Origin of the sequence: Paraburkholderia sp. UCT2, assembly GCF_014397665.1 — a bacterium.
Classification (GTDB): domain Bacteria; phylum Pseudomonadota; class Gammaproteobacteria; order Burkholderiales; family Burkholderiaceae; genus Paraburkholderia; species Paraburkholderia tuberum.
In genome coordinates this window covers 231,485-257,297 of sequence record NZ_VZQO01000001.1, presented here as the reverse complement: position 1 = coordinate 257,297, position 25,813 = coordinate 231,485, and the positions used below count along the sequence as shown (strand labels likewise).

The 25,813-nt window shown below is 62.4% G+C and carries 23 protein-coding genes and 1 pseudogene; 5 read left to right on the top strand and 19 right to left on the bottom strand.

The window, feature by feature from the left end:
- Positions 1-68: 68 nt before the first annotated feature.
- The 17 genes from F6X39_RS01205 to F6X39_RS01125 form a co-directional block, all read right to left on the bottom strand.
- Entirely contained in the window at positions 69-614 is a 546-nt protein-coding gene (locus F6X39_RS01205) for an ATP synthase subunit I (RefSeq protein ID WP_090802391.1), read from the bottom strand.
- A 575-nt stretch (positions 615-1,189) separates the two neighbouring features.
- On the bottom strand, positions 1,190-2,077 hold the full coding sequence (locus tag F6X39_RS01200) for a ParB/RepB/Spo0J family partition protein (RefSeq protein WP_187615201.1): 888 nt from the start codon (positions 2,075-2,077) through the stop codon (positions 1,190-1,192).
- Positions 2,078-2,095: 18 nt separating this feature from the next.
- A complete protein-coding gene (locus F6X39_RS01195; protein WP_090802387.1) occupies positions 2,096-2,887 on the bottom strand; it encodes a ParA family protein in 792 nt (263 codons plus the stop codon).
- Between the two features lie 71 nt (positions 2,888-2,958).
- A complete protein-coding gene (gene rsmG, locus F6X39_RS01190; protein WP_187615200.1) occupies positions 2,959-3,642 on the bottom strand; it encodes a 16S rRNA (guanine(527)-N(7))-methyltransferase RsmG in 684 nt (227 codons plus the stop codon).
- Complete coding sequence (gene mnmG / locus F6X39_RS01185) at positions 3,639-5,597, bottom strand: tRNA uridine-5-carboxymethylaminomethyl(34) synthesis enzyme MnmG (protein WP_187615199.1); 1,959 nt, start codon at positions 5,595-5,597, stop codon at positions 3,639-3,641. Before mnmG ends, rsmG begins: the two co-directional genes overlap by 4 nt.
- Before the next feature lie 175 nt (positions 5,598-5,772).
- Positions 5,773-6,549 (bottom strand): ABC transporter ATP-binding protein, encoded by a 777-nt coding sequence (locus F6X39_RS01180; RefSeq protein ID WP_187615198.1) that lies wholly within the window; start codon positions 6,547-6,549, stop codon positions 5,773-5,775.
- Positions 6,549-8,333 carry an ATP-binding cassette domain-containing protein gene (locus F6X39_RS01175; protein ID WP_187615196.1) on the bottom strand — a complete coding sequence of 595 codons (1,785 nt, stop codon included), beginning with the start codon at positions 8,331-8,333 and terminating at the stop codon, positions 6,549-6,551. The genes F6X39_RS01180 and F6X39_RS01175 overlap by 1 nt, the downstream gene beginning before the upstream one ends.
- Before the next feature lie 4 nt (positions 8,334-8,337).
- Positions 8,338-9,393, bottom strand: a complete 1,056-nt coding sequence (locus F6X39_RS01170; protein ID WP_187615194.1) for a branched-chain amino acid ABC transporter permease — start codon at positions 9,391-9,393, stop codon at positions 8,338-8,340.
- Between the two features lie 219 nt (positions 9,394-9,612).
- On the bottom strand, positions 9,613-10,773 hold the full coding sequence (locus tag F6X39_RS01165) for an ABC transporter substrate-binding protein (protein ID WP_187615192.1): 1,161 nt from the start codon (positions 10,771-10,773) through the stop codon (positions 9,613-9,615).
- Positions 10,774-11,192: 419 nt separating this feature from the next.
- Entirely contained in the window at positions 11,193-12,359 is a 1,167-nt protein-coding gene (locus F6X39_RS01160) for an ABC transporter substrate-binding protein (protein WP_187615190.1), read from the bottom strand.
- A 557-nt stretch (positions 12,360-12,916) separates the two neighbouring features.
- Positions 12,917-13,888: a branched-chain amino acid ABC transporter permease gene (locus tag F6X39_RS01155; protein WP_187615339.1), complete on the bottom strand. Its 972-nt coding sequence runs from the start codon at positions 13,886-13,888 to the stop codon at positions 12,917-12,919.
- Positions 13,888-14,772, bottom strand: coding sequence for a branched-chain amino acid ABC transporter permease (locus tag F6X39_RS01150; protein WP_184036882.1), 885 nt, complete (start codon positions 14,770-14,772; stop codon positions 13,888-13,890). Before F6X39_RS01150 ends, F6X39_RS01155 begins: the two co-directional genes overlap by 1 nt.
- A 189-nt stretch (positions 14,773-14,961) precedes the next feature.
- Positions 14,962-16,176: an ABC transporter substrate-binding protein gene (locus F6X39_RS01145; protein ID WP_187615189.1), complete on the bottom strand. Its 1,215-nt coding sequence runs from the start codon at positions 16,174-16,176 to the stop codon at positions 14,962-14,964.
- Positions 16,177-16,238: 62 nt separating this feature from the next.
- Entirely contained in the window at positions 16,239-16,997 is a 759-nt protein-coding gene (locus tag F6X39_RS01140) for an ABC transporter ATP-binding protein (protein ID WP_187615188.1), read from the bottom strand.
- Positions 16,994-17,773: an ABC transporter ATP-binding protein gene (locus tag F6X39_RS01135; protein ID WP_018418872.1), complete on the bottom strand. Its 780-nt coding sequence runs from the start codon at positions 17,771-17,773 to the stop codon at positions 16,994-16,996. Before F6X39_RS01135 ends, F6X39_RS01140 begins: the two co-directional genes overlap by 4 nt.
- 289 nt (positions 17,774-18,062) lie before the next feature.
- A complete protein-coding gene (locus F6X39_RS01130; RefSeq protein WP_187615187.1) occupies positions 18,063-19,778 on the bottom strand; it encodes a GMC family oxidoreductase in 1,716 nt (571 codons plus the stop codon).
- Between the two features lie 139 nt (positions 19,779-19,917).
- Positions 19,918-21,471: a CoA-acylating methylmalonate-semialdehyde dehydrogenase gene (locus tag F6X39_RS01125; RefSeq protein ID WP_262412945.1), complete on the bottom strand. Its 1,554-nt coding sequence runs from the start codon at positions 21,469-21,471 to the stop codon at positions 19,918-19,920.
- Positions 21,472-21,616: 145 nt separating this feature from the next.
- Here F6X39_RS01125 and F6X39_RS01120 point away from each other — a divergent pair, with 145 nt between their 5' ends.
- Positions 21,617-22,516 carry a LysR family transcriptional regulator gene (locus F6X39_RS01120; RefSeq protein WP_187615186.1) on the top strand — a complete coding sequence of 300 codons (900 nt, stop codon included), beginning with the start codon at positions 21,617-21,619 and terminating at the stop codon, positions 22,514-22,516.
- Positions 22,517-22,752: 236 nt separating this feature from the next.
- Positions 22,753-23,289: a class IV adenylate cyclase gene (locus tag F6X39_RS01115; RefSeq protein WP_187615185.1), complete on the top strand. Its 537-nt coding sequence runs from the start codon at positions 22,753-22,755 to the stop codon at positions 23,287-23,289.
- Between the two features lie 85 nt (positions 23,290-23,374).
- Here the strand turns inward: F6X39_RS01115 and F6X39_RS01110 are convergent, their stop codons facing one another.
- Complete coding sequence (locus tag F6X39_RS01110; RefSeq protein ID WP_090805519.1) at positions 23,375-23,866, bottom strand: Lrp/AsnC family transcriptional regulator; 492 nt, start codon at positions 23,864-23,866, stop codon at positions 23,375-23,377.
- Between the two features lie 75 nt (positions 23,867-23,941).
- On the opposite strand from F6X39_RS01110, the pseudogene F6X39_RS01105 reads away from it, so the two are divergent.
- Positions 23,942-24,187, top strand: a pseudogene (locus F6X39_RS01105) (phenylalanine 4-monooxygenase); the annotation flags it as partial.
- Between the two features lie 117 nt (positions 24,188-24,304).
- Positions 24,305-24,595 (top strand): 4a-hydroxytetrahydrobiopterin dehydratase, encoded by a 291-nt coding sequence (locus F6X39_RS01100; protein ID WP_187615184.1) that lies wholly within the window; start codon positions 24,305-24,307, stop codon positions 24,593-24,595.
- 98 nt (positions 24,596-24,693) lie between these two features.
- On the opposite strand, the gene F6X39_RS01095 is transcribed toward F6X39_RS01100, so the two are convergent.
- Positions 24,694-24,924, bottom strand: coding sequence for a DUF3717 domain-containing protein (locus tag F6X39_RS01095; protein ID WP_187615183.1), 231 nt, complete (start codon positions 24,922-24,924; stop codon positions 24,694-24,696).
- Between the two features lie 149 nt (positions 24,925-25,073).
- Between F6X39_RS01095 and F6X39_RS01090 the strand changes: the two genes are divergently transcribed.
- Positions 25,074-25,760, top strand: a complete 687-nt coding sequence (locus F6X39_RS01090) for a response regulator transcription factor (RefSeq protein WP_013090980.1) — start codon at positions 25,074-25,076, stop codon at positions 25,758-25,760.
- Positions 25,761-25,813 lie beyond the last annotated feature (53 nt).

Sequence of the window (25,813 nt, the reverse complement as noted above, 5' to 3'; positions counted from 1 at the left end):
CGCACGCCCGTGCCGGCGCTGCGCGCCGGCCTTAAATTCTTTTTGCTGCTGTTTTTTGTGCTGCTACCTTAGCGCCACGCCAAGGCGATCCAGTAAGTCTTCAGCGCGATGAGGTAGGTCACGAGCAGCGGAATCCAGCGTACGTCGTGATACCAGAAGGCGATTGCGACAAACATCGCAATCGTTGTCCCCATCTTGAGTGCTTCGCCGATCATCCAGCTCATCACGGTCTCGGCGCCGCCCTGCTTTTTCAGTCGTGCCGCGAACAACGCGCCCGGCACCCAGCAGATCGCCCCTCCGAGGAACGCGGACAGCGCAGCAGCGCCCGGCGGCTTGTAGAACAGCCACCACAACAGCGTTGCGACCAGGGACAAAACCATTTGCGCTGCGACGACCCTGAACGGCGTTACGCGCGATGGACGACCCACGCCGGGACCAAACAGCTTTTCCGCCTCGGCCCGCGTGAGCGGAACGATATTGTTATCTTCCTGCGCGTCATCCCACGCTTCGGCCGGATCGAACTGCCGACTGGAGGACATCTCGGGTGCGGAGCGTTCAGCGCGGTGTCTGTCGTCACCATTCTCCGGCGACAGATTCGACGTTTTGACCGCCATCGCAATGTTCCGAAAGTCTCGTTCAGCCCGCGAGTTTACGCAGCGCTTACGGGGTTGCCGTGCAATTAAATCCGGGCGATTGTAAGCGATAGTTGCAGGCAATTCAAGACTTTAGGCCAGCCTATAACCGCGTGAAACTTCCCTTCATGATGCGGTAAAACGTACGCTAACGACGCGAAACACGTCAAATGTAAGGCGGGCGGGGGGCGGCAAAACCCGTGCGGGTGGTCGCGTGGATCGAAGCTCGTTGGCAGCGCGTTCCGACGCAGCGGCAGACGTCTCGAAAATGCAACAAATGCCTCGTTTTTAAGGGCTGAACGGGATAGCTCTTCTAATGAGCTGAATCAGCCTCACCGCAAATTTCGATGATGATCGGGTCGCTTTTGATAGCGGCTCGTCAGGATGATTATCGCGTGAATGTGGAGCGTCTGAAGCTAGGATTCCTGATTATTCGTGCATCGGTTGTTTGGGAATCCACAATAGTCGCTCGCACCGAGGTAGACCAACTCGCGGCAGTGCTCATGCACAGGCCGCCAGCCGTTCACCACTCTTGCCTGCTGAGCGCCAATCTGTGCTCAGACGTTCGCGTTCCCGCGCAAACGAACCAGAATGCCTTCCAGCGCGTCGAGATCGCCGAAGTCCACCAGCACCTGGCCGCGACCACGTCGGCCGAGCTTGATTTTCACCGTAGCGGACAGCAGGTCCGACAGTTCCTCTTCCAGGCGTCGCGTGTCACGGCCGCCGTCCGGATTCGCGCGGGCCTTGGCCGCCGGCGTCACCTTCGTGGTCATCGCAACCAGCTTTTCCGTCTCGCGCACAGACAGGCGCTTGTTGACGACCTGGTTGGCCAGCGTGATCTGCGTCGCGGCATCGACGGCGAGCAGCGCGCGAGCGTGGCCCATGTCGAGATCGCCGGCGAGCAACATCGTCTGTACCGGTGTCGCAAGGTTCAGCAGACGCAGCAGGTTCGACACCGCGCTGCGCGAGCGGCCCACCGACTCTGCCGCCTGCTCATGCGTGAAATTGAATTCGTCGAGCAGGCGCTGGATCCCCTGGGCCTCTTCGAGGGGATTCAGATCCTCGCGCTGGATGTTTTCGATCAGCGCCATCGCCGCGGCGGCCTGGTCGGGCACGTCCTTCACAAGCACCGGCACCTCGTCGAGGCCCGCAAGCCGCGCCGCGCGAAAACGCCGCTCCCCCGCGATGATCTCATAGCGGTCCGCCGCGATCGGACGCACGAGAATCGGCTGCATCACCCCTTGCGCGCGGATGCTCGCCGCAAGCTCCTGCAGCGCGCCTTCGTCCATGCGCGTGCGCGGCTGGTATTTGCCCGCCTGCATCTTGCCGAGCGGCAATACGTTCGGTGCGCCGTCGATCACCGCTGCCTCGGTGATATCGGCGGTGCCGCCGAGCAATGCCTCCAGACCGCGGCCCAGTCCCTTCTTTCTTGCTACTGCATTCATCGTGCTTCCTCGATCCGCTTAGGATGCCTGGGGCGCGTCGTTCAGCGCGCGCACCCGCTCAATCATTTCGACGCCGAACTGCACGTACGCCTGCGCGCCTCGCGACGCCCTGTCGAACACCACACCGGGCAGCCCGTAGCTGGGCGCCTCGGCCAATCGCACGTTGCGTGGAATCACCGCGTCGAAGACCTTGTCGCCGAAGTGCTCTTTCAATTGATCCGAGACTTGCTGTTGCAACGTAATGCGCGGATCGAACATGACGCGCAGCAGACCGATCACCTTGAGGTCGCGATTCAGATTCGCATGGACCTGCTTGATCGTGTTGACGAGGTCGGACAGCCCTTCGAGCGCGAAGTATTCGCATTGCATCGGAATGACGACGCCGTGCGCGGCGCATAGTCCGTTGAGCGTCAGCAGTGACAAAGCGGGCGGGCAATCGATCAGCACGAAATCGTACTCGCCCTCGACCCCGGCGAGCGCCGCCTTCAGTTGACGCTCGCGATTCTGCATGCTGACGAGTTCGACCTCGGCGCCCGCGAGCTCACGGTTCGCGGGAAGCACGTCGTATCCGACCGCCTCGGGCCGTACGCGCGCATCGGCCACCGACACGTTGTCCACGAGCACCTCGTAGACCGTGTTCGTACATTCGGCCTTGTCGATGCCGCTGCCCATCGTGGCGTTGCCTTGCGGGTCCAGATCGATGAGAAGGACTCGCTGTCCCTGCGCTGCCAGGCTCGCGGCCAGATTGACTGTGGTGGTCGTCTTGCCGACGCCGCCCTTCTGGTTCGCAACGCAGAAGATTTTTGCCATCGTTGGTGTGTCCCTTTTGCTGCTTGGATGAAGTGAAAATCGTTGAGGGTGTTGACAGGCCGAAGCGGCCGTCAGCTTTCGGGGTCCACTCGCACCTCGATCAGATGCCGCTCGGCGTCGAGCGACGGCACGTTCAGCCGGATGATCTGTTCCACGTGAGCGCCCGCCGGCAGACGCGCGATTTCGGCATCCGACCGCATACCCTTCATCGCCCAAATTGCGCCCTGCTCCGCAACCAGATGACGGGCCAGTGTAACGAAATCCGAGAGTTCTGCGAACGCGCGCGAGACAATTACGTCGAACTTTGCCGGTACTTCGGCGCCAGGCCGCAGCGTCTCCACCCGACCGGTCACAACCGACAGGTTCGCGAGGCCCAGTTCCGCCTTCGCCTGCGACTGAAAGGCAGTCTTCTTATGGACGATGTCGTTCGTCGTGATGGTCCAATCGGGCAGCACGATCGCGAGCACGATGCCCGGCAGCCCCCCGCCCGAACCGACGTCGAGCACCGACGACGGCCCGCGCGGCGCCAGGTGCGGCACGATCGATAGCGAATCGAGAATGTGCTGGATTAGCATCTGCCTCGGATCGCGGATCGCTGTCAGGTTGTAGACGTTGTTCCACTTCGCGAGCAGCGCGACGTAATCGAGCAGCTCGCGCTGCTGCGCGTCGCTGAGTTCGAGACCAAGTTCACGGACACCTTCCGCCAGCAATGACGCCAAGGCCTGCTGGTCGATTCCCCTCTGCGCTGCCGTCATTGAACCACCGGCGTGCTGTCGGCGCCGGGCTCGGCGGACTTCGACGGACGACGCCCGAGGCCACGCTTCAGATGGACCATCAGCAGCGAGATGGCGGCAGGCGTGATACCGGAAATACGCGACGCCTGTCCGATCGTTTCCGGCCGGAACTGCATCAACTTCTGGCGAGCTTCGAACGACAGCCCACGGACCTCGGTGTAGTCCAGCCCGTCAGGCAGACGCGTGTTCTCTTGCGCCTCGTTGCGTTCGATCTCACCGGCCTGTCGGTCGATATAGCCCTGATATTTGACGGCGATTTCGATCTGTTCCTTGATTTGCGCGAGCAGCACGGGGTCTTCCGCAAGTGCTTCGGGTGCGCCACAAGTGCCGTCACGCAGCCCGCAGACGCCATCGTAGCTGACGCCCGGACGACGCAGCAGGTCCGCGAGACTATATTCGTGGTCGATTGACTTGCCAAGCAAGGCGGTCGCCTCTTCTGCCGATAAGGTCTTAGGATTGACCCAGGTTGAACGCAAGCGCTGTGTTTCACGTGAAACAGCGTCACGCTTGCGACTGAAGGCGTCCCAGCGGCCGTCATCGACCACGCCGAGTTCGCGCCCGATCTCCGTCAGCCGCATATCGGCGTTGTCTTCGCGCAAGCTCAGACGGTATTCCGCGCGGCTCGTGAACATCCGGTACGGCTCGGACACCCCGCGCGTGACTAGATCGTCCACGAGCACGCCGAGATAAGCCTGGTCGCGACGCGGACACCATGCTTCCTTGCCTTGCACGAACAGACCGGCGTTGATGCCGGCCAGCGTGCCCTGCGCAGCTGCCTCTTCGTAGCCGGTCGTCCCGTTGATCTGTCCGGCGAAGAACAGGCCACTGATCACCTTCGTTTCTAGGGATGCCTTCAGGCCACGCGGATCGAAATAGTCGTACTCGATCGCGTAGCCCGGGCGCAGGATATGCGCATGCTCGAGGCCGCGCATCGAACGCACCAGCTCGAGCTGCACGTCGAAGGGCAGGCTCGTCGAGATCCCGTTCGGATAGAACTCGTTGGTGGTCAGACCTTCCGGCTCGAGGTAGATCTGATGCGATTCCTTCGACGCAAACCGGTGAATCTTGTCCTCGATCGACGGGCAATAGCGTGGCCCCACCCCCTCGATCACGCCGGTGTACATTGGCGAACGATCGAGACCGCCGCGAATGATGTCATGTGTCCGTTGATTCGTATGCGTGACCCAGCACGGCACCTGGCGCGGGTGCTGCTCGACACGCCCGAGGAACGAGAACACCGGCACCGGGTCCAGATCGCCGGGCTGCTCTTCGAGCTGCGAATAGTCGATCGTGCGACCGTCGATTCGCGGTGGCGTACCGGTCTTAAGCCGGCCCTGCGGGAGCTTCAGCTCTTTCAACCGCGCCGACAGCGAAACCGCAGCCGGGTCGCCCGCGCGTCCGCCGGTGTAGTTGTTCAACCCCACGTGAATCTTGCCGTCGAGGAACGTGCCCGCCGTCAGCACCACCGCGCGCGACCGGAAACGAATACCCACTTGCGTGATGGCGCCGACCACGCGGTCGCTCTCGACCATCAGATCGTCGACGGCCTGCTGAAATAGCCAGAGGTTCAGCTGATTCTCTAGACGATGGCGGATCGCCGCTTTGTACAGCACGCGGTCAGCCTGAGCGCGCGTCGCGCGGACCGCCGGTCCTTTCGACGAATTCAGGATCCGAAACTGGATGCCGCTTTCGTCGGTAGCGGCCGCCATGGCGCCACCCAGCGCGTCGACCTCCTTGACCAGATGGCCTTTGCCAATGCCGCCAATCGACGGATTGCAGCTCATCTGACCAAGGGTCTCGATGTTATGGGTCAAAAGCAGCGTTTTGTTGCCCATGCGCGCCGACGCCAAAGCAGCTTCGGTGCCGGCATGACCGCCGCCGACGACGATTACGTCAAATTCTGTGGGAAAAAGCATCGCGGGATCTCACGCCAGATCGTCGCGTGAGCCTTCAAAAGAAATGTATGGGCGAATTATAACGGGTTCAGTTTCGGCCCGAATTTCGTCCGAATGGTGAAACAATAAAAAAGCGGTGTGTTTCACGTGAAACACACCGCTTCCAGAGACAGCGATCAGCGAAATAAGTGCGGGCTTATGCGATCTTTTTGGCAAGACCGAGATAGGTTTCGATCACCCGGGGATTTTGCGCGAGGTCGGTTGCCGGTCCTTCCAGTGCCAACTCGCCGGTTTCCAGCACGTAGCCGTAGTCCGAGATCTGCAATGCAGCGCGCGCATTCTGCTCGATCAGCAGCGTCGCGACGCCCGTCTGCCGCAACGCGCTGATGATGTGAAAGATTTCCTTCACGATCAGCGGCGCGAGACCGAGGCTCGGCTCGTCCAGCATCAGCAGATCGGGCTTGCCCATCAGGGCGCGGCCGACCGCGAGCATCTGCCGCTCGCCGCCGGAAAGCGTGCCGGCCGCCTGCTTGCGCCGCTCCTTGAGCCGCGGAAACAGTTCGAACACCGGTTCCAGCTGATCGAGAAAGTTGCGCTCCCCTGCTCGCTTGCGCCGGTAGGCGCCAAGCAGCAGATTGTCCTCGACGGTCATCGAAGCGAAAAGCTCGCGCTTTTCCGGCACCAGGCACATCCCAAGCGCAACGCGTTTTTCGACCGGCATCGCGCTGACGTCGTCGCCCTGATAGGAAACCGCGCCTTTCGCATGACCGGACGTCGGCAACGCGCCCATGATCGCATTCAGCAGCGTCGACTTTCCCGCGCCGTTCGGGCCGATCACGGAGACGATCTGCCCCGCCCGCACCTTGATCGCCGCATTGTGCAGCGCTTCAACCTTGCCGTAGCGGACGGACAATTGGCTCACTTCGAGAATCGGTCCCGCCGCCGCCACGCCGGTCGTTGTCATGTCGTCCATCATTCCACCCCACCCAGATACGCTTCGAGCACCGCCGGATCCTGCTGGACTTCCTGCGGCAGGCCCTCAGCGATCCGCGTGCCGAACTCCATCACCACGAGCCGGTCCGTCAAATTCATCACGAAATCCATGTCGTGCTCGACGAGCAGCACGCTCATCCCTTCTGTCTTCAGTCTGCGCAGCAGTTCGGCGAGCTGAAGCTTTTCCTGATACCGCAGACCAGCGGCCGGTTCATCGAGCAATAGCAGAGTCGGGTCGCAGCACAGGGCGCGCGCAATTTCGAGAATCCGCTGTTGACCAAGCGCCAGGCTGCCCGCTTCGTCATACATGTGCTGTTCGAGGCCGACGCGGCGAATCTGCCGAGCGGCTTCGGCCATCAACCGCTGCTCTTCGGAGCTGTTCAGCCGCACGACACTGCGCCACACGCCCGCATGGCCACGTAGATGCGCACCGATCGCGACGTTCTCGAGCACGGTCATACCCGGCAGCAGCTTCACGTGCTGGAACGTCCGGCCGATGCCGCGCTTGACGATTTCACGCGAACTCAGCGCATCGATGCGCTCGCCGCGGAACGTGATCTCGCCGCTTGTCGCCTGCAGCACACCGGTCACGAGATTGAAGGTCGTCGACTTGCCCGCGCCGTTCGGTCCGATCAGCCCGATGATCTGCCCTGCTTTGACCTCGAAGCTGACGTCGTTCACCGCGACGAGACCGCCGAACTGCTTGCGCGCCTTGTTCACCGTCAGCAGGTCTTCGCCGGTCTGTGGCTTGTTGCGCTGCGGCAGAGGATCCGCGTGATCGGCGAGATGCGCCCGCGGGCCACGCGGGAAAAAGCGCGCGACGAACGGCCAGACGCCCTGCCGCGCGTACTGCAGAAGCAGCACCATGATGATGCCGAACACGATCACTTCGAAGTTGCCGTTCTCGCCGAGCAGTTTTGGCAGCAGCGTCTGCAAATAATCCTGCAGCACGGTCAGGATCGCCGCGCCGAGCACCGCGCCCCAGACGTGCGAGACGCCGCCCACCACCGCCATGAACAGGAACTCGATGCCGTGATTCAGTCCAAACGGCGTCGGATTCACGGCGCGCTGCAAGTGCGCGTACAGAAAACCCGAGACCGACGCAAGCACCGCCGCATAGACGAAAATCACGACGCGCATCCAGCCGGTGTTGACGCCCATTGCCTCGGCCATCAGACCACCGCCGCGCAACGCGCGGATTGCGCGACCCGGCCGGCTATTAAGCAGATTCTGAACAGAGACGACAGCACCGAGCACGACCACCCAGATCAGGTAATAGATATGGCGGCCGGACTCGAGATTGATCCCGAAAACATTCAACACCGGGATGCCGTTGATGCCGTCGTACTTGCCGAGCATGTCGAGATTGCCGAACAGGTAGAACAGCGCGAGCCCCCACGCAATCGTGCCGAGCGGCAGAAAGTGGCCGGATAGGCGCATCGTCACGAGACCGAGCATCAGCGCAACCAGGGCAGTGACGATCACGCCCGCGATCAGTGCGAGCCACGGCGACACGCCGAAGTTCGTCGTCAGATACGCGGTTGCATACGCGCCGATGCCAACGAACGCGGCCTGCCCGAAGCTCGTCATCCCGCCGATGCCGGTCAACAGCACGAGGCCGATCGCGACGATCGAATAGAGACCGATGTAGTTCAGCAGCGTGACCCAGTACTCGGGTACATGGATCGGATACGGCAGAACCGGCAAAGCGAACAGCACCACGAGGAACAACCAGAAGAACTTCTTTTGCATGATTCGTTTCATCGTGTCACTCCTCTTCCTCTTCGGCGTGCGGACTCGCAAGACTGCGCCACAGCAGCACCGGGATGATTAACGTGAACACGATCACTTCCTTATAAGCACTAGCCCAGAACGACGAATACGACTCCAGCAGACCAACCAGAATCGAGCCGGCCGCCGCCAGCGGATAGCTGACCAGACCGCCGATGATCGCGCCCACGAAGCCCTTCAAACCGATCAGGAAGCCCGAGTCGTAGTAGATCGTCGTGAGCGGCGCGACGAGGATGCCGCACAGTGCGCCGAGCCCCGCCGCAAGCGTGAATGCAAGGCGTCCCGCCTGCGTGGTGCCGATGCCGACGAGCCGCGCGCCGAGCCGGTTCACCGACGTCGCGCGCAACGCCTTGCCCGAGATCGAGCGATCGAAGTACAAATACAGCGCGCCGATCAGCACGGCCGCGGTGCCGATCACCCACAGGCTCTGTCCGGAGATCGACAACGTGCCGATGTTGAACGTCGCATCGGAAAACGCGTTGGTGCGCGAGCCTTCGGCGCCGAACATCACGAGGCCGAGACCGACCATCACGAAATGCACGGCCACCGCGACGATCAACAGCAGCAGCGTGGTCGCCTCCGCGATCGGCTCGTAGGCAAGGCGATACACGAACGGACCCATCGGAATCACGATCAGCAGCGTCAGCGCGATCTGCACGATCATCGGCAGCGGCTGCAGGAAGATGCCGCGCGTGAGTGCGTAGACCGCGATCGGAAACAGCAGGTACTTCCCCGCCAGCACGGGCAGCGTGCGCGCCGCATGACGACGCCGCTCAGCATGCCGCAACACGGCCACCGTCTCGACGACGAAGCATGCCGCGCCCATCGCCATCAACAGCCAGCAGGTGGCCGGAAACTTCTGCGTTTGCAGTGCGGCGAGCGTCAACGCACCGTACGAAACGAACTCCCCTTGCGGGATGAAGATCACCCGCGTGACGGAGAACACCAGCACCAGCGCAAGCGCGAGCAGCGCGTAGATCGCGCCGGTCGTGATGCCGTCCTGCGCGAGGATCGCCGCAATTGATAGATCCATACTTCCTCGTCCTGAAGCGTCGAAATCGAACAACCGGGAAACAGTCGCGACGGCGCGGTGCGAAGCCGGCCATCGATCTGCATGTCTGAAAAGACAACCGCCGCGCCGGGACGCGGCGCGGCGGTCGATGCCATTGTCGTCGAACACAATGGCAATGCGGCGTCATGCACCGCAGATTGCGCGAGAGGCGCGTACCGCTACTTGTTTTTGTAAATCGTCTTAGTTGTTCTGCAACTTCCACTTGCCGTCGACGATCTGCACGATCACGCGTGCGCGCTGGTCGAGGCCGTTGTGGTCGTTCGCGGTGGTGTTCATGATGCCGTGCGACACTGGCAGCTCCTTGATGTTTTCGAGCGCGTTGCGCAGCGCCGCGCGGAACTCCGGCGTGCCCGGCTGGGCGGTCTTCAGCGCGACCGGAATCGCAGCCTGCAACATCTGGCCGGCATCCCATGCGTGGCCGCCGAAGGTCGCGACCGAACCCGCGCCATAAGCCTTCTCATAGGCGTTCTTATAGGCTTCCGACGACTTCTTCACCGGGTTCGAATCCGGCAATTGATCGACGACGAGAATCGGACCGGCCGGCAGCAGTTCGCCTTCGCAATCCTTGCCGCACACGCGCAGGAAGTCGTTGTTCGCGACCCCGTGAGTCTGATAGATCTTGCCCTTGTAGCCACGCTCCTTCAGCGTCCTGGCCGGCAGCGCCGACGGCGTGCCCGAGCCCGCGATCAGCACCGCGTCGGGATTCGCGCCCATCGTCTTCAGCACCTGGCCCGTCACCGATGCATCAGTGCGGTTGAAGCGCTCGTTCGACACGATCTTCAGGTTGTGCGCTTTCGCGGCGGCGTCGAACGTCGTGTTCCAGCTGTCGCCGTATGCGTCCGAGAATCCGATGAAGCCGACCGTCTTCACGCCGTGATGCTGCATGTAATCGGCGATCGCTTCGGCCATCAGGCTGTCGTTCTGAGGTGGTTTGAATGCCCATGCGCGCTTCGCATCCATCGGCTGAATGATCGCGGCCGATGCCGCGAGCGAGATCACCGGCGTCTTGCCCTCAGCGGCCGGATCGAGCATCGCGAGCGAATTCGGCGTGACGGTCGAGCCGATGATCGCGTCGACGTGGTCTTCGTCGATCAGCTTGCGCGTGTTCTGCACGGCCTTGCTGGTGTCCGACCCGTCGTCGAGGATGATGTACTGCACGCTCTTGCCGCCGATCTCCTTCGGCAGCAACGCGATCGTGTTCTTTTCAGGAATCCCGAGCGACGCGGCCGGCCCCGTCGTCGACAACGTGACGCCGATCTTCACCTGCGCGAATGCAGCCCCCGCGCCGCACATCAGCGCCATCGCGATGCCGGTGCGTACCCAATGCCTTGTCTTTTTCATTGCGAGTCTCCAAACGCTTTGAAAAGCGCCTATCTGTAAACCGGCTTGCTGGGCCGGGTGTTTGAATCTAGTGAGCGGGTTCAGGTGTGCCAAGCATGGTTTTCCCTGCTCGGCACGCATACCTTCCCCAGCTGCGTTGGGTACCGCTCCTCTCGCGTCGCGCGAGTGCGCATTCGCGTCATACACCGCGTTTCTGTGCCGCGGCTTTATTCCAACCAGGCATCTCACAAACCACTAATATGTTAGTAGTTTGCGTTCTGCATTATCGACGGTCAAGAGAGCGTGCGCCAAATGCGGGTTTGTCCTGAAGCAGCGAAACCACACTTTTGCGCGATGCGGACACCTGGCCCGGGTAATAAAAAAGACGCGTCAACTGCACGCGTCTTTTTCGATGAGGTCCCGTGGCGCAGAGCCTTCGCTCAGTCGCCGGAGAGCTTCCACGTGCCGTCGACGATCTGCACCATCACGCGCGCCTGCTGATCGAGGCCGGCATGGTCGTGCCCGTTCATGTTGAAGATGCCGTGCGACGCGGGCAGATCTTTCGTGCCTTCGAGCGCGGCACGCAGCGCCTCGCGGAATGCCGGCGTGCCTGGCTGCCCCTTCTTCAACGCGAGCGGGATCGCATGCTGCAGCAGCAGACCCGCGTCCCATGCGTGACCGCCGAACGTCGACACCGACCCCGAGCCATATGCCGTTTCATACGCATGCTTGTACGCGAGCGCGCTGTTCTTCACCGGATTCGCCTCAGGCAGTTGCTCGGCGACCAGCAGTGGGCCAGCGGGCAGCCACGTGCCTTCGCAATCCTTGCCGCACACGCGCAGGAAGTCGTTGTTCGCGACGCCGTGCGTCTGATAGTACTTGCCCTTGTAGCCGCGCTCCTTCAGCGTTTTCTGTGGCAGCGCGGCCGGCGTGCCCGCACCGGCGATCAGCACCGCGTCCGGGTTCTGCGACATCATCTTCAGCACCTGGCCCGTGACCGATGCATCGTTGCGCGCGAAGCGCTCGTTCGCGACGATCTTGATCTTCGCGAGATCAGCGGCTTTGCTGAATTCCTTGAACCAGCTCTCGCCGTACGCGTCGGAAAAGCCGATGAACGCGACCGTCTTCACGCCGTGATTGGCCATGTGCTGCGCAATCGCCGTGGCCATCAGAATGTCGTTTTGCGGCGTTTTGAAGACCCATCCACGCTTCGCGTCCATGGGCTCGACGATGCCTGCGGACGCGGCCAGAGAGATCATCGGCGTCGAGGTTTCGGCAGCGACGTCGATCATGGCGAGCGAGTTCGGCACGACGGTCGAGCCGATCAGTGCATCGACGTGGTCTTCGCTAGTGAGCTTGCGGGCGTTCTTGACCGCCTGGGTGGAATCGGTTGCGTCGTCGAGGACGATGTAGTCGATCTTCTGGCCCGCCACTTCTTTCGGCAGCAGCGCGATCGTGTTCTTTTCCGGAATGCCGAGCGATGCGGCCGGTCCTGTTGCCGACACGGTGACGCCGATTTTCACGTCCGCGAATGCATGGCCGCTCCAAGCAGCCGAGACCCCTGTGGCGACCAATGCCGCGCTGATCCAACGCAATGCCGACTTCATCCTGCTCCTCTATTAACCCCGTTATTCAATTGCAATTAAATCCGCGGATTTAATTGCCAACCCAATGGTCGGTGAATAGCGAGTGTAGCGGACGCAAGCGCCGTGCTGCAAGCGTTTCGCAGGCTTGTGATGTTTACCTCAGCGGCTAACGGAGAGTAAAAAATGGCGCGTGAAATAGCCGGGAGATCGCGTCAAAAAATTTGATAAACACAAATAAAAAAGCGCTGTTGGATATCAATCCAACAGCGCTTTCTTCTGGGCACTGAGTGCCTCACTTGTCTCCTCGTTCTCCACCTGCAAATTCGTGGTGCATCAGAACTGCATGAAGATTAAACGACCACCCCAACAGTCACAACTAGCAATTACCCTAGTGGTGCACTGCGGCACCGGATTGGGGCGCGTAGGGCGCTTTTCGTCGCACGGTTTGCCACAGGTTCACCCGAGTCCCTGATCCAGCGGACCTTCAGCACGAGCCGCAATTAGATCGGACGTCGAAGCAATTTCGTACCGCACTGCATCAAGCGAGCGACCACGCGGGCGGGATCAAACAGCCACTCTCAAGCCCGCAACGGTCGCACTCGCGCGACGATCTCACCGACGATGCCGCGCCGAAACGCCAGCACACACGCGATGAAAATCAGCCCGGTGACGATCGTCACCGATTCGCCGAGCGAGCGGAACCAGTCGATGCCGGTCATCGACGCGAGTGCCGAGCCGATATCGCCGAGCCTGTCTTCGAGCGACACGATCAACGCGGCGCCGAGCAACGGCCCGAACAGCGTGCCCATGCCGCCCACCAGCGTCATCAGGATCACGAGGCCGGACATCGTCCAATAGGCATCGCTCAGCGTTTCGAAGCCTTGCACCAGCACCTTCAGCGAACCCGCGAGACCCGCAATGCCGGCCGACAGGATGAATGCGAGCAGCTTGAAACGGTCGGTGTCGTAGCCGAGCGACACCGCGCGCGGCTCGTTTTCCTTGATCGCGACGAGCACTTGCCCGAACGGCGAATGCACGATCCGCACGATCAGCAGGAAAGCCGCGACGATCACCGCGAGCACGACGAAATATAGCGCGACGTCCGAAGAGAGATCGAGCACGCCGAACAGCTTGCCCCGCGGCACGCCTTGCAGACCGTCTTCCCCGTGCGTGAACGGCGCCTGCAGGAACACGAAGTAGACCATCTGCGCGAGCGCGAGCGTCACCATCGCGAAGTAGATACCCTGACGGCGAATCGCGAAGAAGCCGACGACGAGCCCAAGCAGCGTCGCCGCCGCGGTGCCGCTCAGCACGCCGAGCTCCGGCGAAAAGCCGAGCGTCTGAATCGCATAGCCGGTCACGTAACCGGCCGACGCGAGAAACATCGCATGACCAAAGGACAGCAGGCCCGTATAGCCGATCAGCAGATTGAAGGCGGCCGCGAACAGCGCGAAGCACAGCACCTTCATCACGAAGAGCGGATAGATGCCGAGCACCGGCACCGCGAGCAGCACGATCAGCAGCAGACCGTAGAGCACCTTTCTCTGCATCATTTTTCCCTGCCGAAAAGACCCGCCGGACGCACGAGCAATACGAGCGCCATGATCACGAAGACGACGGTCGCCGACGCCTCGGGGTAGAACACACGCGTGAGTCCTTCGACTACGCCGAGCATCAGGCCGGTCAGGATCGAGCCCATGATCGAGCCCATGCCGCCGATCACGACCACCGCAAACACGGTGATGATCATCGACTGGCCCATCAGCGGCGAGACCTGAATCACCGGCGCGGCGAGCACGCCGGCAAACGCCGCGAGCGCGACGCCGAAGCCGTAGGTCAGCGTGATCATCAGCGGCACGTTGACGCCGAACGCCTCGACGAGCTTCGGGTTTTCGGTGCCCGCGCGCAGATACGCGCCAAGCCGCGTCTTCTCGATCACGAACCATGTCGCAAAGCACACGACCAGCGACGCGACCACCACCCATGCGCGATAGTTCGGCAGATACATGAAGCCGAGATTGGTCGCGCCCGACAGCGCCGACGGCACATCGTACGGCTGGCCCGACGAGCCGTAGATCGAATGGAACACGCCCTCGATCACGAGTGTGAGGCCAAACGTCAGCAACAGGCCATACAGATGATCGAGCTTGTAAAGCCAGCGCAGCATCGAGCGCTCGATCGCGACGCCGACCAGCCCGACGATCAGCGGCGCGAGCACGAGCATCACCCAGTACGGCAGATTGAAATACGACAGCCCCATCCACGCGAGCATCGCCCCGAGCATGAACAGCGCGCCATGCGCGAAGTTGATCACGTTGAGCAGGCCGAAAATAATCGCCAGCCCGAGGCTCAGAATCGCGTAGAACGAGCCGTTCACGAGCCCGAGCAGAAGCTGGCTCAGCATCGCCGGTAGCGGAACGCCAAAGATGTCCATTGAAGCCCTTAGCCCTTCAAGCCATCGTCAAGGTGAGATCGGTGACGCACGATCCGGCCGGCACGCGACGAGCGGCGACGCTGCCCATCGCGTGCGGCATCTGAAACGGTTATCCGCCAGCGCGTGCCCCTGCAGCGCCGGCGGTTCTCTCAGGTCTGCGCGGTCCTCGACCGCTTACTGCGCCCGCGCTTACTTCCACAGCGCGCAGCGGGTTTGCGCCTTGGTCGTGAAGACCTGATCGCCCGGAATCGTCGCAGTGATCTTGTAGTAATCCCACGGCTCCTTGGATTCCGCCGGCGTCTTCACCTGCATCAGGTACATGTCGTGGATCATGCTGCCGTCCTGACGGATGTAGCCCTTCGCGTAGAAGTCGTCGATCTTCGTCTTGTGCAACTGCGCCATCACCTTGTCCGGATCCGTCGAGCCCACCGCCTGCACCGCCTTCAGATAGTTCATCGCCGCCGAGTAGTCGGCAGCCTGCAGGCTCGACGGCATCTTCTTCATCTTGTCGAAGTAGCGCTGCGACCACTTACGCGTGTCGGCATCCTTGTTCCAGTACCAGCTGTCCGTCAACACGAGACCTTGCGTCGTTTCGAGACCGAGGCTGTGCACGTCGTTGATGAACATCAGCAGCGCGGCGAGCTTCATCGTCTTGGTGATGCCGAATTCCTTCGCGGCCTTGATCGCGTTGATCGTGTCGCCGCCCGCGTTCGCGAGGCCGAGGATCTGTGCCTTCGACGCCTGCGCCTGCAGCAGGAACGACGAGAAGTCCGACGCCGACAGCGGATGACGCACCTCGCCGAGCACCTGGCCGCCGTTCGCCTTCACGACCTCCGCGGTCGCTTTTTCGAGCGCCTTGCCGAATGCGTAGTCTGCCGTCAGGAAGTACCAGGTCTTGCCGCCCTGCTTCGTCACGGCCGAGCCCGTGCCGTTCGCGAGCGCGGTCGTGTCGTATGCGTAGTGGATCGTGTACGGCGTGCATTGCTCGTTGGTCAACGTATCGGCGCCGGCGCCGACGCTGATATAGACCTTGTGCTTCTCGCCCGCGACGGTGTTAGTCGACAGCGCGGTCGCCGAGTTCGTGCCGCCGATCACCATGTCCACGCCGTCGCGGTCGAACCACTCACGAGCGCGCGATGCCGCGATGTCCGCCTTGTTCTGGTGATCCGCGTACAGCACCGTGATCGGCTTGCCGTTGACCTTGCCGCCGAAGTCGGCGACCGCCATCCGGATCGCTTCAAGACCGCCCTGCCCGTCGATATCCGCGTACAGCCCCGACATGTCCGTGATGAAGCCGATCTTCACGGCATCGTCGGCCGCTTGCGCGCTGCCCAGCGTCAGTGCGGTGCCGGCGGCGACTGCGAAACAGAGTGAGGCAATTCGCGCGAGTGGGTTCTTTTTCATGCATGTCTCCTGGTTCTTCGCTTGTGGTTATCAGAGGCAGTCGGGCGCGCGTGTGTCCGCGTCTATACGCCCAGTAAATCGTGCAGCACCGGCATCTTGCCTTCGAGCTCGCTAGCCCCGAAATGCTCGACGATCATGCCGTGCTCCATCACATAGAAACGATCCGCGAGCGGCGCGGCGAAGCGGAAGTTCTGCTCAACCATCACGATCGTGTAGCCGCGCGCCTTCAGCGTAACGATCATGCGCGCGAGCGCCTGCACGATCACGGGCGCGAGCCCTTCCGAGATTTCGTCGAGCAGCAGCAGATTCGCGCCGGTGCGCAGAATCCGCGCGACCGCGAGCATCTGTTGTTCGCCGCCCGAGAGCCGCGTGCCCTGACTCATGCGCCGCTCGTGCAGATTCGGGAACATCGCGTAGATTTCCTCGAGCGACATCATGTGCGCCTTGTCGCCGACGGGCGGCGGCAGCAGCAGATTTTCCTCGCACGACAGGCTCGAAAAAATGCCGCGCTCTTCCGGGCAATAACCGATGCCGCAATGCGCGATGCGATGCGTGGGCAAGCCGACGGTTTCGCGGCCGTCGATACGGATCGAGCCGGTACGGCGACCCGTGAGGCCCATGATCGCGCGTAGCGTCGTGGTGCGGCCCGCGCCATTGCGTCCGAGCAGCGTCACGACCTCGCCGCGGCCGACCGACAGATCGACGCCGTGCAGAATGTGGGATTCCCCGTACCAGGCTTGCAGTCCCGCGATTTCCAGCGCGGGTGCGCCGCTTTTCGTTTCGTTCGCTTCGAGGCCTTCGCGCTCGACCGTCGTATTCATGCGTGGGCTCCGGCGAGCGCCGCGTCAGCGCTGCCCATGTAGGCTTGCATCACGAGCGGATTCTTCGACACTTCCGCGTAGCTGCCCTCGGCGAGCACTTCACCCCGTTGCAGCACGGTGATCGTGTCGGAGATACCGGCGATCACATTCATATTGTGTTCGACCATCAGGATCGTGCGTCCGGCCGACACTTTCTTGATCAGCGCGGTCACGCGATCGACGTCCTCATGACCCATGCCTTGCGTGGGCTCGTCGAGAAGCATCAGTTCCGGCTCCATCGCGAGCGTGGTCGCGATTTCAAGCGCGCGCTTGCGGCCGTAGGCGAGCTCGACCGTCAATACATCGGCGAAATCGGTCAGGCCGACCTGGGTCAGCAGATCCATCGCGCGATCGTTCAGACGGCGCAACGTACGCTCGCTCTTCCAGAAGTGAAACGCGGTGCCGAGCGAGCGCTGCAACCCGATGCGCACGTTCTGCAATGCCGTCAGATGCGGAAATACCGCGGAAATCTGGAACGAACGGATGATGCCGCGCCGCGCGATCTGAGCTGGCCGTTCGCCGGTGATATCGACACCGTTGAAAACGATCTGGCCCGCGGTGGGTTCGAGAAATTTGGTGAGCAGATTGAAGCAGGTGGTCTTGCCCGCTCCATTGGGGCCGATCAGCGCATGGATCGAGCCACGGCGCACGCGCAGGTTCACACCGTTCACGGCGACAAAGCCTTTGAACTCGCGGGTGAGGCCGCGCGTTTCGAGAATCGTATCGCCGAGAATCATGTTCCCTTCCATACGGAGTAAGGCGAAGCACTACGATCTTTCCGCGCGAAGCTCTGCGCGACTTGTTGTTTTTGCGGCACCCCTTGCCGCTCCTTGGCGTGCTGCACCAATCCGTACGGTAATCCATGGCGTGGCACGCAGCATGGCTGCCATTGTCGCGCCAATGATGCAGCGCAATCATTGGGATTTGCACTTAGGGAACGAGGCCCGCGCCGTGCGTATGTGGCGCGCGGTTCACACGCTTCACGTACGCGGCGAAAAACCTGACCGATGCGCTCACCGAGTCATGTCACACAACTGACATCGACGCGTCAACACCGGTATGCGCGGCCATGCTGCCGCTCACGCGCGCGCGGCGATCCTCGCGGATCATGTCGCTGGCGCGCTCGGCGATCATCAGCGTCGGCGAATTGGTGTTACCTGACGTGATGTTGGGCATCACCGACGCATCGACGACACGCAAGCCCTCGACTCCGATAACTCGTAGCCGGTTGTCGACGACCGCGGCGGGATCGTCGGTCGTGCCCATGCGGCAGGTGCCGACCGGATGGAAGATCGTCGTGCCGACCGCGCCCGCGGCCTGCTGCAATTCTTCTTCACTTTGATACTGGAGGCCCGGCAGGATCTCCCGTGGCTGATAGCGCGCGAGCGCGGGCGCCGCGACGATGCGACGCGTCAGACGTAGCGCGTTCGCGGCGACGTGGCGGTCGTAGTCGGTCGACAGATAGTTCGGCGCGATCAACGGTGGCGCGCAAGCATCGGCCGACGCAATATGAATGCTGCCGCGCGACGTGGGGCGCAGCTGACACACCGAAGCCGTGAACGCATTGAAGCGATGCAGCGGTTCCCCGAAGCGATCAAGCGACAAAGGCTGCACGTGATACTCGAGATCGGGTCGCGACAGCGAGCGATCGTCGGCGTCGGACTTCGCGAACGCGCCGAGTTGCGACGGCGACATCGACATCGGTCCGCTCTGAAACAACGCGTACCGCATGCCGATCATCAGCTTGCCCCACCAGTGCGCGGACATCGTATTCAGCGTGCGCACGCCCTGCACCTGATACGCCATGCGCAGTTGCAGATGGTCCTGCAGATTTTCACCGACACCGCGCAGATCCTGAACGACCTCGATGCCGAGATTCTGCAGACGCGCGCCATTGCCGACACCGGACAATTCGAGCAGTTGCGGCGAGTTGACCGCGCCGGCGGAAAGGATCACTTCGCAACGCGCTTTGGCGAGATAGTCGACCTCGCCGCCACGATATTCGACTCCGGTGCAGCGGCGGCCATCGAACACGACACGCTGCGTGTAGGCACCGGTGATGACCGTGAGGTTCTCCCGCTTCAACGCGGGCCGCAAAAATGCCTTCGACGCATTCCAGCGAATGCCACGCTTCTGGTTGACGTCGAAGTAGCCGACACCAGTGTTATCGCCGCGATTGAAATCGTCGGTGGCGGGGATGCCGGTTTGCTGCGCGGCTTGCGCGAACTCTTCGAGAATCTTCCATTTGAGGCGCTGCTTCTCGACGCGCCACGGTCCGCCCGCGCCGTGCGCTTCGTTGGCGCCGCCGTGGTGATCCTCGCTGCGCCTGAAGACCGGCAGCACCGCGTTCCAGGACCACGTCCTGTCGTTCGTCACACGCGCCCACTCGTCGTAGTCTTCCCGCTGACCGCGCATGTAGATCATGCCGTTGATCGACGAACTGCCGCCGAGCACACGCCCGCGCGGATACGACAGCGTGCGGCCGTTCAGACCCGGCTCGGCCTGGGTCTTGTACAGCCAGTCCGTGCGCGGATTGCCGATGCAATACAGGTAGCCGACCGGCACGTGAATCCAGTGATAGTCGTCCTTCCCTCCGGCTTCGAGTAGCAGCACGTGGATGTCGGGATCTTCGGTGAGCCGGTTCGCCAGCACGCAGCCGGCGGTACCCGCGCCGACGATGACGTAGTCGAACTCGCCTTCGAGTCGCCGCGCGGCGCGAGGCGTACTGTCGGTATGACTCATCGTTCAGCCTCCTAAGCATTTTCGCGGCGCACGCGTGGCTGCTCGATCGCTTCCACGCGTGCGCCGCGAAGCGCTTTTATTGCGCTTTTATCGTTTTCCTGGCGCGCTTGCCGACTTGATGCCGCGCAAAGCCGCCAGCTTATTTGGCGACCGGCATCGTGAATTCGGCGCCCTTCGCGATGCTGTCAGGCCAGCGCTGCATGATGCTCTTGTAGCGCGTGTAAAACCGCACGCCTTCCTCGCCGTACGCATGATGATCGCCGAACAGCGACTTCTTCCAGCCGCCGAACGAATGCCAGGCCATCGGCACCGGAATCGGCACGTTGATGCCGACCATGCCGATCTCGATCTGCCGGGAAAACGCGCGTGCAATGCCGCCGTCGGACGTGAACAGCGACACGCCGTTCGCAAACTGATTCGCGTTGATCAGTTCGACTGCGGAGGCGAAGTCGGGCACGCGCACGACGCATAGCACCGGTCCGAAAATCTCCTCGCGGTAGATCTTCATGTCGGGTAACACGTCGTCGAACAGCGTGCCGCCGAGGAAGAAACCCTTCTCGTGCCCCGCGACCTGATGACCGCGCCCATCGACGACGAGCTTCGCGCCCGCGGCGACGCCAGCGTCGATATAGCCGAGCACCTTGTCGCGATGCGCGCCGGTGACGAGCGGCCCCATCTCGGCCGCCGCTTCCATGCCGTTGAGGATCTTCAGGCTATTCACGCGCGGCGTCAGACGCTCGATCAGCTCATCGGCGATATGCCCCACCGCGACCGCCACCGAAATCGCCATGCAGCGCTCGCCGGCCGAGCCGTAGGCGGCGCCGATCAGGGCGTCGACGGCCTGGTCGAGATCGGCGTCGGGCATTACGACGAGGTGATTCTTGGCACCGCCCAACGCCTGCACGCGCTTGCCGCGCTTCGTGCCTTCGGTGTAGATGTATTCGGCGATTGGCGTGGAGCCGACGAACGACAGCGCGCTGACTTCCGGATGCACGAGCAGCGCGTCGACCGCGACCTTGTCGCCGTGCACGACGTTGAACACGCCGTCCGGCAGGCCGGCTTCCTTCAGCAGTTCGGCGAGCCGGTTCGACGCGGACGGATCGCGTTCGGACGGCTTCAGCACGAAGGTGTTGCCGCACGCGAGCGCGACGGGGAACATCCAGCACGGCACCATCATCGGGAAATTGAACGGCGTGATGCCCGCGACCACGCCGAGCGGCTGCCGCAGATTCCAGTTGTCGATGCCGCCGCCAATCTGATCGGTGAAATCGGTCTTCAGGAGATTCGGGATGCCGCACGCGAATTCGACGATCTCGATGCCGCGCATCACCTCGCCCTTGGCGTCGGAAAACACCTTGCCGTGTTCGCGCGTGATCAGCTCCGCGAGCTCATCGTGATGACGGTCGAGCAGTTCCTTGAACTTGAACAGCACCCGCGCGCGTTTGATCGGCGCGGTTTCGCTCCAGGCGGGAAACGCGGCTTTGGCGGCAGCGACCGCGGCGTCCACCTCGGCGACGCTCGCGAGCGGCACGCGCGCGCTGACGCTGCCGAGCGCCGGATTGAAGACGTCGCCGAAGCGCCCGCTCGTGCCTTCGACCGTCTTGCCGTTGATGAAATGGCTCAGCGCGGGTGCACTCGCCGCGCTGCGTGCGGCTTCGTCCTGCGCGGTTGCGTCGGAATATGTCTCGCTCATCTCGTTCCTCTTTCCTGTGAAATCTTCCGCTTCGCGCTCGATGCCGCGCGCACAAGCGTGCTGAACACCAAGCGTACGGCCCCTACGAGCGACAAATCCAATGAGTAATGCTCAACTGCGCCATAAGCCGCGCTAATATCAGCATATGGATCTGACTCTCCTTAGGGCCTTCGTCACGGTCGCACGCGAGGGCAACCTTACGCGTGCCGCGGTGCAACTGCATCTGACCCAACCTGCCGTCAGCCTGCAAATCAAGCACTTGCAGGAGACGCTCGGCGTGACGCTGTTCACGCGGAATTCGCACGGGCTCGCGCTGACACGCGACGGCCAGGCGCTGCTGCCGCATGCCGAACGCGCGCTCGGCGCGGCAGCCGACGTGCAGCGGGCGGCGCAGACGCTGCGCCAGGAAGTACGCGGGCGCCTGCGCATCGGCACCATTCTCGACCCCGAGTTTTTGCGCCTCGGCGGTTTCCTGAAGCAGCTCGTCGAGACCTGGCCGCTGATCGAAACCGCGCTGCGCCACGGCATGTCGGGCTGGGTGCGCGAACAGATTCGCGCGGGCGAGCTCGACGTCGGCTATTACATTGGCCTGCCCGCCGACGACGACACGCGCGACGGCGCCACGTTTCACGCGGTCACCCTCACGCATTTCCAGTATCGCGTGCTCGCGCCGGCGGGCTGGAAAGATCGCGTGAAGGGTGCGCGAGACTGGCGCTCGCTCGCGGCGCTGCCGTGGATCTGGACGCCGCCGGCGTCCGCGCACAACCGGCTGCTGTCGCGCTGTTTCGGCGAAGCGGGTGTGAAGCCGGTCAAGGTGGCCGAGGTGGACCAGGAGCCGTCGATGCTCGATCTGGTCAAATCGGGCGTCGGTCTCACGCTTGCGCGCGACGCAACCGCGATCGCGGAGGCGCATGCGCACGCGCTGACGATCGTCGATGGCATAACCGTGCCGACGCAGCTGAGCTTCATCACGCTCGACGAGCGCAAGGACGAGCCAGCGATCGCGGCGGCGTTGAAGCTGATCGAACAGCAGTGGGCGATTTGAGCGGGGACGGTCTGACGCGTTGCGATATGAGCCTCGCTAATGCCCGCCCTCTACCACTTGTCCGCCGAGCTGAAACCGCTCCGTCACGAAGTTTTTGCTAGATTGTCGGTTTGCGCTCGCGCAACGCCCTCGCAACTTTCCGTTCCGCCTGGCTTCGTCCTTCCCGGCGGGCTCCGCCCGGCAACACCAGCAACTCCGGAGCCGCCGGTCACTTCCCCCATCCACAGGAGCCTGACATGGCACGCAACATCGAAATCAAAGCCCGCGCCCAGCATTTCGACCAACTGCGCGAGCGCGCCGCACAGCTCGCGACGGACGCGCCGCTGATCTTCCGCCAGCAGGACTTTTTCTACGACGTGCCGCGCGGCCGCCTGAAGCTGCGCCAGTTCGACGACGGCACGCCGGCCGAGCTGATCTTCTATCAGCGCGACGACCGCGACGGCCCGAAGGCGTCGTACTACACGCGCAGTCCGGTGACGAATCCCGAAGCGATGCATGCGCTGCTCGCGACCGCGCTGACCACGCGCGGCATCGTCTCGAAAGAGCGGCACGTATATCTGAGCGGGCGCACGCGGATTCATCTGGATCGCGTCGACGGTCTCGGCGATTTCGTCGAACTCGAAGTGGTGCTCGCGCAGGACGACGACGAAGAAGGCGGCCACGCGGAAGCACAAGCGATGTTCAAGAGCCTTGGCGTATCGGAAGCGGATCTGGTGCCGGTCGCGTATGTCGATCTGCTGAATGCCGGCGACGAGCCGCAGCGGGCGGCATAGAGATCCCGTCACCGCAGGGCCGCGGCAAGGCATGCGCGGCTCCCTCTTCCTGTCAGTCGGCACTGCCGGCAACGGCTTCGAACCCTCAAACCGCCGCCGCCCCCGGCGCCAGATGCCCGAGCGGCAACGGCCCATTGCGCTTGAACGTGGTCAGCACGATATTCGAGCGCACGCTATCGACACCCGGCACGCGCATCAGCTTCTTCATCACGAAGGTCGACAGGTAATTCAGATCCGGCGCGACGATGCGCAGCAGATAGTCGGCATCGCCGACGACCGCGTGACATTCGAGCACTTCGGGCAGCAAGTCGATCTGCTGCTGAAACTGCTCGATGATCGAATCGCCGTGATGCTTCAGCTTCAGGCTCGTGAAAGCGGTGACGCCAAGCCCAAGCTTTTCGGGCCGCAGCACGACGCGATAGCCATCCACCACGCCGACCTGTTCCAGCCGTTGCAGGCGTCGCCCGATCTGCGACGGCGACAGCGGCACCTGCTCCGCCAACTGCTGATGCGTGGCGCGGCCGAAGCGCTGCAGCACGTCGAGCAGCGCGAGATCGAAGTGGTCGAGTTCAAGCATGGCGAAATCCCGCATTAATTGGTCATTTAGCGTACGATTATCGCATATCAACCAGCTTATACGCGAAACTTGCGCCCCTTCCGCACGTGCTTCGCGCTGGAACGCGTGATGCGCACGCGTTATCGCATCGATACGTTCCAACAAACCTATTTCGTCATCGATGACTTCGCGCAACTTTTCCACGTCGCGCAAACCGACTTCACGCCGCGGCTGACGAAGCTCGCCAACGCACCTGCCTACGCGGCGGGCGACCTGTTCGACGGCGACTGCGTGATTGCGCGCGGAACCCGCGAGGGTTGGAACACCGGCGGCGACGTTTGAACGAAAAGCCATCGCAAACCGATCCGGCCCAGCGTGCGGGCGAGCGTTGCGCAACCATGAAAAAATGACGGATTCGTCCGCCTGCCGGCGAGCGAGTTCGACGAGCGAGGTAACACCATGATTCAGAAACTGACGTCCGACGAGCGAACCCAGCAACTGGCGAAACTGAATCGCTGGCAAAGCGTGGCTGAGCGTGATGCGATTCGCCGCGCGTTCGAGTTCGCCGACTTCAACGAGGCCTTCGGCTTCATGACGCGCGTCGCGATCAAGGCGCAGGAGATGGACCACCATCCCGAGTGGTTCAACGTGTACAACAAGGTCGACATCACGCTGTCCACCCATGAAGCGAACGGCGTGACCGAACGCGACATCGCGCTTGCCGCATTCATCGACGGGATTACTATGTAATACAAATAATTACGGGCCTTTATGCGTGTTTATGCATAACTCGCCGCGTAATCAGGTGACCATGAAAGGACAATGCAGGCAATTCCCTAGGCAAACCTTCAGTTCGACAGGCTATTCTTAAGTTGAACGTAAGCTTCCCAGGCCTGCCTTGCAATCGGGTCGAAACGATCGAGTGATAGCGACTGCTGACGCTGTACAATCAGCAGCGCATACGGCTTGGAGAGCGCGCTTGCCTCCTTGCACAGAACGTGTTCGTCGCCGCTTGAAGGTGAGCGGGTGCGCCAGAAGTTGATCGCGGCTTCCAGTTCGTGAATGCTGATCTCGGACATGACTTCGTGATGGCTGGCACGGTGCTTCGATTCGGCTCGACAGCTGCTTCGTGGCGCGTCTGCCGCCGCTTCGCACGCTGGCTGTGTAGCAGGCGCCCCGGCGAACCACTTGCCCAAACGCCTAAACCCATTGTAATTGAGCGAAATCCATGCGACTCCTTCTGATCGAAGATGACCGCCCCATCGCACGCGGCATCCAAAGCAGTCTCGAACAAGCCGGCTTCACCGTCGACATGGTCCATGACGGCATCTTTGCCGAGCAGGCCCTCACGCAAAATCGCCACGAACTCGTGATCCTCGATCTGGGTCTGCCGGGCATCGACGGCATGACGCTGCTGTCGCGTTTCCGCCAGAGCAACCGTCACACGCCGGTGATCATCCTGACCGCGCGCGACGAACTGAACGACCGCGTGCAAGGCCTGAACTCGGGCGCGGACGACTACATGCTGAAGCCGTTCGAGCCGGCCGAGCTCGAAGCGCGTATTCGCGCGGTGATGCGCCGCAGCGGTCCGCACGGTGACATGCCGCGTCCGGAAGTGTCGTTGGGCGGCGTGCGGCTGTCGGGTGTCGACCGCCGCATCTTCAACGACGACAAACCGCTCGAACTGTCGCCGCGCGAATTCGCGGTGCTCGAAATGCTGCTGCTGCGTCATGGGCGCGTCGTCAGCAAGGCGCAACTACAGGATCATCTGACACACTTCGGCGGCGACCTCGGCGATACCGCGATCGAAGTTTACGTGCACCGCGTGCGCAAGAAGCTCGAGAACTGCCGTGTCGAAATCGTCACCGTGCGTGGCTTTGGCTACCTGTTGCAGGAAATTCGCCAGGCCGCATAATCGTCGTGAAGGCCGCGCATTGCGTCGCGGCCTGACGGCCCTGGAGCTGCGCC

Coding starts and splice junctions, on each gene's coding strand:
- F6X39_RS01140 (WP_187615188.1), bottom strand. CDS start 16,997: ATGAATACGACGGTCGAGCGCGAAGGCCTCGAAGCGAACGAAACGAAA.
- F6X39_RS01095 (WP_187615183.1), bottom strand. CDS start 24,924: ATGTCCGAGATCAGCATTCACGAACTGGAAGCCGCGATCAACTTCTGG.
- F6X39_RS01160 (WP_187615190.1), bottom strand. CDS start 12,359: ATGAAGTCGGCATTGCGTTGGATCAGCGCGGCATTGGTCGCCACAGGG.
- F6X39_RS01155 (WP_187615339.1), bottom strand. CDS start 13,888: ATGCAGAGAAAGGTGCTCTACGGTCTGCTGCTGATCGTGCTGCTCGCG.
- F6X39_RS01090 (WP_013090980.1), top strand. CDS start 25,074: ATGCGACTCCTTCTGATCGAAGATGACCGCCCCATCGCACGCGGCATC.
- F6X39_RS01205 (WP_090802391.1), bottom strand. CDS start 614: ATGGCGGTCAAAACGTCGAATCTGTCGCCGGAGAATGGTGACGACAGA.
- F6X39_RS01110 (WP_090805519.1), bottom strand. CDS start 23,866: ATGCTTGAACTCGACCACTTCGATCTCGCGCTGCTCGACGTGCTGCAG.
- F6X39_RS01145 (WP_187615189.1), bottom strand. CDS start 16,176: ATGAAAAAGAACCCACTCGCGCGAATTGCCTCACTCTGTTTCGCAGTC.
- F6X39_RS01195 (WP_090802387.1), bottom strand. CDS start 2,887: ATGGCAAAAATCTTCTGCGTTGCGAACCAGAAGGGCGGCGTCGGCAAG.
- mnmG (WP_187615199.1), bottom strand. CDS start 5,597: ATGCTTTTTCCCACAGAATTTGACGTAATCGTCGTCGGCGGCGGTCAT.
- F6X39_RS01115 (WP_187615185.1), top strand. CDS start 22,753: ATGGCACGCAACATCGAAATCAAAGCCCGCGCCCAGCATTTCGACCAA.
- F6X39_RS01130 (WP_187615187.1), bottom strand. CDS start 19,778: ATGAGTCATACCGACAGTACGCCTCGCGCCGCGCGGCGACTCGAAGGC.
- F6X39_RS01135 (WP_018418872.1), bottom strand. CDS start 17,773: ATGATTCTCGGCGATACGATTCTCGAAACGCGCGGCCTCACCCGCGAG.
- F6X39_RS01125 (WP_262412945.1), bottom strand. CDS start 21,471: ATGAGCGAGACATATTCCGACGCAACCGCGCAGGACGAAGCCGCACGC.
- F6X39_RS01180 (WP_187615198.1), bottom strand. CDS start 6,549: ATGGACGACATGACAACGACCGGCGTGGCGGCGGCGGGACCGATTCTC.
- rsmG (WP_187615200.1), bottom strand. CDS start 3,642: ATGACGGCAGCGCAGAGGGGAATCGACCAGCAGGCCTTGGCGTCATTG.
- F6X39_RS01120 (WP_187615186.1), top strand. CDS start 21,617: ATGGATCTGACTCTCCTTAGGGCCTTCGTCACGGTCGCACGCGAGGGC.
- F6X39_RS01150 (WP_184036882.1), bottom strand. CDS start 14,772: ATGGACATCTTTGGCGTTCCGCTACCGGCGATGCTGAGCCAGCTTCTG.
- F6X39_RS01100 (WP_187615184.1), top strand. CDS start 24,305: ATGATTCAGAAACTGACGTCCGACGAGCGAACCCAGCAACTGGCGAAA.
- F6X39_RS01200 (WP_187615201.1), bottom strand. CDS start 2,077: ATGAATGCAGTAGCAAGAAAGAAGGGACTGGGCCGCGGTCTGGAGGCA.
- F6X39_RS01165 (WP_187615192.1), bottom strand. CDS start 10,773: ATGAAAAAGACAAGGCATTGGGTACGCACCGGCATCGCGATGGCGCTG.
- F6X39_RS01175 (WP_187615196.1), bottom strand. CDS start 8,333: ATGAAACGAATCATGCAAAAGAAGTTCTTCTGGTTGTTCCTCGTGGTG.
- F6X39_RS01170 (WP_187615194.1), bottom strand. CDS start 9,393: ATGGATCTATCAATTGCGGCGATCCTCGCGCAGGACGGCATCACGACC.